The sequence below is a fragment of the Achromobacter pulmonis genome (assembly GCF_902859765.1).
In the GTDB taxonomy this organism is placed as follows: Bacteria; Pseudomonadota; Gammaproteobacteria; order Burkholderiales; family Burkholderiaceae_B; genus Achromobacter; species Achromobacter pulmonis.
On record NZ_CADIJV010000001.1, the window covers coordinates 365,286 to 371,890 of the forward strand.

A 6,605-nucleotide genomic window follows, 5' to 3' on the forward strand; every position below is an offset into this window, starting at 1 on the left:
CGCGCCAGGTTCGTGCCCCTACAATCCGGGCATGACCCTCAAGCAACTCGAAGCCTTCTACTGGGCCGCCACCTGCGCCAGTTTCGCCGTGGCGGCCGAGCGCCTGCACCTGTCGGTGTCGTCGCTGTCCAAGCGCATCGCCGAACTCGAGGAAACGCTCGGCCAACTGCTGTTCGACCGCAGCGGCCACAAGGCGGTGCTGACCGACGCCGGCCAGCGGCTGCTGCCACAGGCGCGCGAACTGCTCGCCGCGGCCGACCAGATCCGCGCCTCCATGACCGAAACCCCGAGCCTGCGCGGCCGCTGCCGCTTCGGCGTGGGCGAGCTGACCGCGCTGACCTGGCTGCCCCGCCTGATCGGCGTGGTGCGCGCCGCCTATCCCGATCTGGTGTTGGAGCCTTATGTGGACATCGGCCAGGTGCTGGAGCAACGGGTCGCCGATGGCGAACTGGACTTCGCCGTCATCGCGGGCCGGTCGTCGCGTCCCGGCATTGCTTCCACGCCGATCGGCGAGGCGGCATTCGCCTGGGCCGCGGCGCCGTCCGTGCTGGATGGCGCCACCGCGATGTCGCCCGAATTGCTGGCCCGGTTGCCGCTGGTGACCCTGCCGGCTGGCGCCGGCACCACCCGCATCATCGATGATTCGCTCGCCGGGCGTGGCGGCGCGGGCGAGCGCCTGTGCTGCAACAACTGGGGCGCTATCGCCGGTCTGCTGATCGAGGGGACCGGGGTCGGCTTACTGCCGCGCCACTGGGCCCGGGCGCTGGAGGCCGAGGGCAGTTTGCGGGTGCTGCGCTGCGACCCCGAGCCGGCGGCGCTGCCGTATTCGTTCCAGTGCCGCCGCGATGATGTCCGGCCGCTGGTTGCCGAGCTGCGTGCCGCGGTTGGCGCGGCGGTGGATTTCTCGGCGCCTTGCCGGCTGCCTTGAAGGTGGGGCTGTCAGCCTCCCTCGGCGGCCCCTCCTAGGCGGCCCCTCCTGTCCGCAAGGCGGTCGGTGGGGGCGCGGCGCGGAGGGGCGAAGGCCATCGCTCTATACAATCGGCGCGCGCCTGGCGCAGAATCCGACAAGAACGTGCGCAACGGGGGATGGACCCGGCGATGCGGCACGACCGGGGGCTGTTCCCTCGATGCCGGGCGGCGCGCCACCGGCGCGCGGGGAAGCGGGCCTTCGGAACCGACGGAGATCATTCATGCGTAAACTTTGCCTCGCCATGGCCGTGGCGGGAATGTTGGCCAGCGGGCTGGCCCAGGCTCAATCGACCTTGCGGATCGGCCTGCAGGACGATCCGGACGTGCTCGATCCGGCCCGTGCCCGCACCTTCGTCGGCCGCATCGTATTCGCCTCGCTGTGCGACAAGCTGGTCGACATCACCCCCGACCTGAAGTTCGTGCCGCAACTGGCCCAGTCCTGGAGCACCAGCCCGGACAACAAGACGCTGACCTTCAAGTTGCGCACCGATGCCGTGTTCCACGATGGCACGCCGATCAATGCGGCGGCGGTCAAGGCCAATCTCGACCGCGCCCGCACACTGCCCGACAGCAACCGCAAGAGCGAACTGGCCACCGTGGCCAGCGTTGACGCGCCCGACGCCAGCACCGTGGTGCTGCACCTTTCCGAACCCGATGCATCGCTGCTGTCCCAGTTGTCCGACCGCGCCGGCATGATGATCTCGCCCGCCTCCTTCGACAAGGACCCGGGCGGCAAGCCGGTCTGCTCGGGCCCGTACCAGTTCAAGGAACGGGTGCAGAACGACCGCATCGTGCTGGAGAAATTTCCCAAGTATTGGGACGCCGCCAACTATCACTTTGACCGCGTGGTGTTCACGCCGATCCCGGACAACACCGTGCGCCTGAACAATCTGCGCGCCGGCGACCTGGACATCATCGAGCGCGTGGCGCCCAGCGACGTCAAGGCGGTCAAGGACGACGCCAACCTGCGCCTGGCCCCGGTCACCGGTCTGGGCTTCCAGTCGATCTCGGTCAACCTGGGCAATGGCGCGCGCGCCAACAACCCCCTGGCCAAGGACAAGCGCGTGCGCCAGGCGCTCGACCTGGCCATCGACCGCGACGTGCTCAACCAGGTCATCGGCGAAGGCCAGTACCAGCCGGCTTACCAGCCGTTCCCGCCGGCCAGCTTCGCCTACAACAAGTCGTTCGAGCACACCGGCCGCGATCCCAAGAAGGCCCGGGCGCTGCTCAAGGAGGCGGGCTTCGACCGCGTCAAGTTCGAGATCACCTTCGGCAACAACACCACCATGCAACAGGTGTTCGAACTGGTGCAGGCCATGGGCGCCGACGCCGGCTTCGACATCACCTTGCGACCGGTCGAGTTCGCCTCGCTGCAAGCGTCGCTGGCCCGCGGCGATTTCGAAGTGGGGCAGAACGGCTGGTCGGGCCGGGTCGACCCCAGCGGCAATATCCACCAGTACCTGAGCTGCAAGGGCAACCTGAACGACGGCAAGTTCTGCGACCCGCAGGCGGACAAGCTGCTCAATGAGGCCCGCGCCGAGTCCGACCCCGCCAAGCGCCGCGCCCTGTATGACGAGGTGCTGTCGGTGATGCAGGAGCAGCGCCCCATCATCTACCTGTTCTACCTGCCCTGGACCTTCGGCGCCCAGAAGAAGGTGGAGGGCTTCGTGCCGTATCCCGATGGCCTGATCCGCCTCAAGGGCGTCAGCCTCGCCAAGAAATAGGCATCAAGACTGACACGGGACCCGGCTGCGGGTCCCGTTTTTACATGTTCTCGCGGCCACCGGCCCCGCGCCGTCCGCAACAGGATCGCACCATGTTTACGACTCGCCCGGAAATCCTCGGCACCTTCGGTGTCGTGACCTCCACCCATTGGCTGGCCAGCTCGGCCGGCATGTCGCTGCTGGAGCGCGGCGGCAACGCATTCGACGCCTGTGTCGCCTCGGCTTTCGTGCTGCAGGTGGTCGAGCCCCACCTGGTCGGGCCGGCCGGAGAAGTGCCGGCGGTGTTCTATTCCGCCCGCACCGGCCGCGTCGAAGTGCTGTGCGGCCAGGGCACCACGCCCGCCGCCGCCACGCTCGAACGCTACCGCGCCGAAGGCCTCGAACTGATCCCCGGCAATGGCCTGCTCGCCACCGTCATTCCCGGCGCCTTCGATGCCTGGATGCAGTTGCTGCGCGACCACGGCACGATGCGGGTGCGCGACGTGCTGGAGCCGGCCATCTATTACGCCGGGCATGGCCATGCGCTGATGCCGCGCATTTCCAACACCATTGCCGGCCTGAAGGATTTTTTCCAGGCGCACTGGCCCACCACCGCCCAGGTCTACCTGCCGGGCGGCAATGTGCCGCAGGCCCGCAAGCTGTTCCGCAATCCCGCGCTGGCCGCCACCTGGACCCGCGTGCTGCAGGCCGCCGAGCAGGCCGGCGGCGACCGCGAGCGCCAGATCGAGGCGGCCCGCGATGCCTTCTACCGCGGCTTCGTCGCCGAGGCCATCGACAAGTTCGCGCGCGGCAATGAGGTCATGGATGAAAGCGGCGCGCGCCATCGCGGCGTGATCACCGCCGACGACCTGGCCGGCTGGTCGGCCAGCTACGACCCGCCCGCGACCTATGACTACCATGGCTACACCGTGGCCAAGGCCGGCGCCTGGAGCCAGGGACCGGTGTTCCTGCAGACCCTGGCGCTGCTCAAGGACATGGACCTGGCCGGCGTCGGCCCGACCAGCGCCGAGTTCGTGCACCGCGTCACCGAAGCCATGAAACTGGCCTTCGCCGACCGCGAGGCCTACTACGGCGATCCGGCCTTCGTCGACGTGCCGCTGGCGCAACTGCTGTCCGACGAGTACAACGACGCCCGCCGGGCCCTCATCGGCGAACGGGCCTCGCAAGACCTGCGGCCCGGCCAGATCCCCGGTTTCGAGGCGCAGGTGGCGCGGGTGATGGACACCCTGCAACGCCTGTCCAAGGTGTCGGACCCCGGCAGCGTGACGCGCGAGCCGACGCTGGCCGACATGCGCGCCTCGGTCAAGCGCGGCGACACCACCCACGTGGACGTCATCGACCGCTGGGGCAACATGATCTCGGCCACGCCTTCCGGCGGCTGGTTCCAGTCCTCGCCGGTGATCCCGGAACTGGGCTTCGGCCTGAACACCCGCGCCCAGATGTTCTGGCTGGAAGCGGGCCTGCCAGGCACGCTGGCGCCGGGCAAGCGGCCGCGCACCACGCTGACGCCGTCGCTGGCGCTGCGCGAGGGCCGGCCGTACCTGGCGTTCGGCACGCCGGGCGGCGACCAGCAGGAACAATGGCAACTGCTGTTCTTCCTGCGCCATGCGCACCATGGCCTGAACCTGCAGGAAGCCATCGATCTGCCGATGTCGCACACCATGCACTTTCCCTCTTCGTTCTACCCGCGCGACCGCAAGCCGGGACACCTGGCGGTGGAAAGCGGCTTCGGCGCCGAGACCATCGCCGCCCTGCGCGCCCGCGGCCACCAGATCGAGGAAGTGCCCCAATGGTCGGTCGGCCGCCTGACCGCCGCCTCGCGCGACGCCGACGGCCTACTGCATGCGGCCGCCACGCCGCGCTTGATGCAGGCCTACGCGGTTGGCCGTTGAGCCGCGTGCCGGCGCGCCCGCCGGGCGGGCGCCGGCACGGTTGCGGCGATTTGCCGCCATGGGCTATCTTTTGCCCATGACGCCTATCCAGCAGAGCCCGGCGACTGGGGCTCCTCCCCTTGCGGGACACGAACCTCTCTTCATCGTCCTGAACACCGGCTCCGGGCGCGGCGACGCGCAAGCGCTGCAGGACATCATCCGCCGTGTGCTCGACGAGGCTGGCCGACGTTATCAACTGATGCCGGTCGACGATCCGACGCGCCTGGCCGCCACCGCTCGCGACGCCGTGGCGCAGGCGCGCCAGGCCAACGGCATCGTGGTCGCCGCGGGTGGCGACGGCACGCTCAACGCCGTTGCCGGCCAGGTGTTGGGGCAGGGCGTGCCGTTCGGCATCCTGCCCCAGGGCACCTTCAATTATTTCGGCCGGCGTTACGGCATCTCGCAGGACACCGAATCCGCGCTGCGCGGCTTGTTGGGCGGCGAACTGCGGCCGGTGCAGGTCGGCCTGCTCAACGGCCGCCTGTTCCTGGTCAATGCCAGTCTGGGCCTTTATCCGCAATTGCTCGAAGATCGCGAAGCCTACAAGCAGCGCTTCGGCCGCAGCCGCATGGTGGCGCTGTGGTCGGGCCTGGTGACACTGCTGCGCGCGCCGCGCCAGCTCAGCCTGCGGCTCGACTACGAAGGGCGGATGCGCGACCTGCGGTCGCCGACCCTGGTGGTGGGCAACAACCGTTTGCAGCTGGAACACATCGGCATCGATCCCTCGGAACTGGACCGCAACCGCCTGGTGGCGATGGCGGCGCGCCCGGTCGGTACGCTGGCGCTATATGGCCTGCTGCTGCGGGGCCTGTTCAGCCGCCTGGGCGATGCCGAACATGTCGTCAGCTTCGCCTTCGATCGCCTGATGGTCTCGATCCGCGGACGGCGCCGCGTCAAGGTCGCCATGGATGGCGAAATCTCGTGGATGCAGACGCCGCTGGAATTCAAGGTGTCCGACGTCCCCCTGCCGCTGGTGGTGCCGGTCAAGGCCCCGGACCAGGAGCGGTCATGACGCGCATCCTGCAGTTCTCGGATACGCACTTCGGCACCGAGCGCAAGCCGGTGCTCGAGGCCGCGCTGGACCTGGCGCGCACGCTGGCGCCGGACCTGGTCGTGATCAGCGGCGACATCACCCAGCGCGCCCGCCGCGGCCAGTTCGCCGCCGCCCGCAAATTCATCGAGCGCCTGTCACTGCCGGTGCTGGCGGTGCCAGGCAATCACGACATTCCGCTGTTCAATCTGTTCGCGCGCGCGCTCAACCCTTACGGCAACTACAAGCGCGCGCTCGGCGCCGTGCTCGAACCGGTCTATGAGACCGGCGGCCTGCTGGCGATCGGGGTCAACACCACGCGGCCGCGCCGCCACAAGGACGGCGAAATCTCCGACCCCCAGATTGCGCGGGTGGCGCAGCGCCTGCGCCAGGCCCGGCCCGGACAGTTGCGGGTGGTGGTGGCGCACCATCCGGTACGCGCCAAGGTCGAATCCGACCGCTTCAATCTGCTGATCGGGCGCGAGCGCGCGCTGGCCGCGTGGGCCGAGGCCGGCGTCGATTTGATCCTGGGCGGCCATATCCATCTGCCCTATGTGCTGCCGGCCAGCGCCGATCCGGCCCTGGCGGCCGGCTGGGCGGTGCAGGCTGGCACGACCTGCTCGCGCCGGGTGCGCGGCAATATTCCCAATTCGGTCAATGTGATCACCCGCCAGGGCGAGGGCGAAACCCGGACCTGCCATGTCGAGCGCTGGGACTATGCCGACGCGACCCACGCCTTCGCGCCGGTCGATAAGACCCTGGTGACGGGGTAGGGCGCGGCGATGGGGAGCGCTGCGCAGTCTGCGCTGATCGATGCCTGCGCGGCATGGGTATCGGCCCACGCGCTGCTGTTGTTCCTGCTGCTGCCGCTGGGCGCGGCGGCCGTGGCGGTGGCCATGGCGCGCGTCAGCGCGCGGGCCGCGCCGGCGGTGCGCGCGGCCGGCTGGGGCG

The 6,605-nt window shown here is 69.3% G+C and carries 5 protein-coding genes; all 5 read left to right on the top strand.

Translation table 11 applies throughout. The features are described from left to right. Positions 1–31: 31 nt before the first annotated feature. Positions 32–928: a LysR family transcriptional regulator gene (locus HV701_RS01635; RefSeq protein ID WP_175131391.1), complete on the top strand. Its 897-nt coding sequence runs from the start codon at positions 32–34 to the stop codon at positions 926–928. A gap of 262 nt (positions 929–1,190) precedes the next feature. Then, positions 1,191–2,693 (top strand): ABC transporter substrate-binding protein, encoded by a 1,503-nt coding sequence (locus tag HV701_RS01640; protein ID WP_175131392.1) that lies wholly within the window; start codon positions 1,191–1,193, stop codon positions 2,691–2,693. A gap of 92 nt (positions 2,694–2,785) precedes the next feature. Next, positions 2,786–4,585 carry a gamma-glutamyltransferase family protein gene (locus HV701_RS01645; protein ID WP_175131393.1) on the top strand — a complete coding sequence of 600 codons (1,800 nt, stop codon included), beginning with the start codon at positions 2,786–2,788 and terminating at the stop codon, positions 4,583–4,585. Positions 4,586–4,643: 58 nt separating this feature from the next. Continuing rightward, positions 4,644–5,636 (top strand): diacylglycerol/lipid kinase family protein, encoded by a 993-nt coding sequence (locus tag HV701_RS01650; protein ID WP_217467941.1) that lies wholly within the window; start codon positions 4,644–4,646, stop codon positions 5,634–5,636. Next, positions 5,633–6,427, top strand: a complete 795-nt coding sequence (locus HV701_RS01655; protein ID WP_175131394.1) for a metallophosphoesterase family protein — start codon at positions 5,633–5,635, stop codon at positions 6,425–6,427. Before HV701_RS01650 ends, HV701_RS01655 begins: the two co-directional genes overlap by 4 nt. The last annotated feature ends 178 nt before the right edge of the window (positions 6,428–6,605 follow it).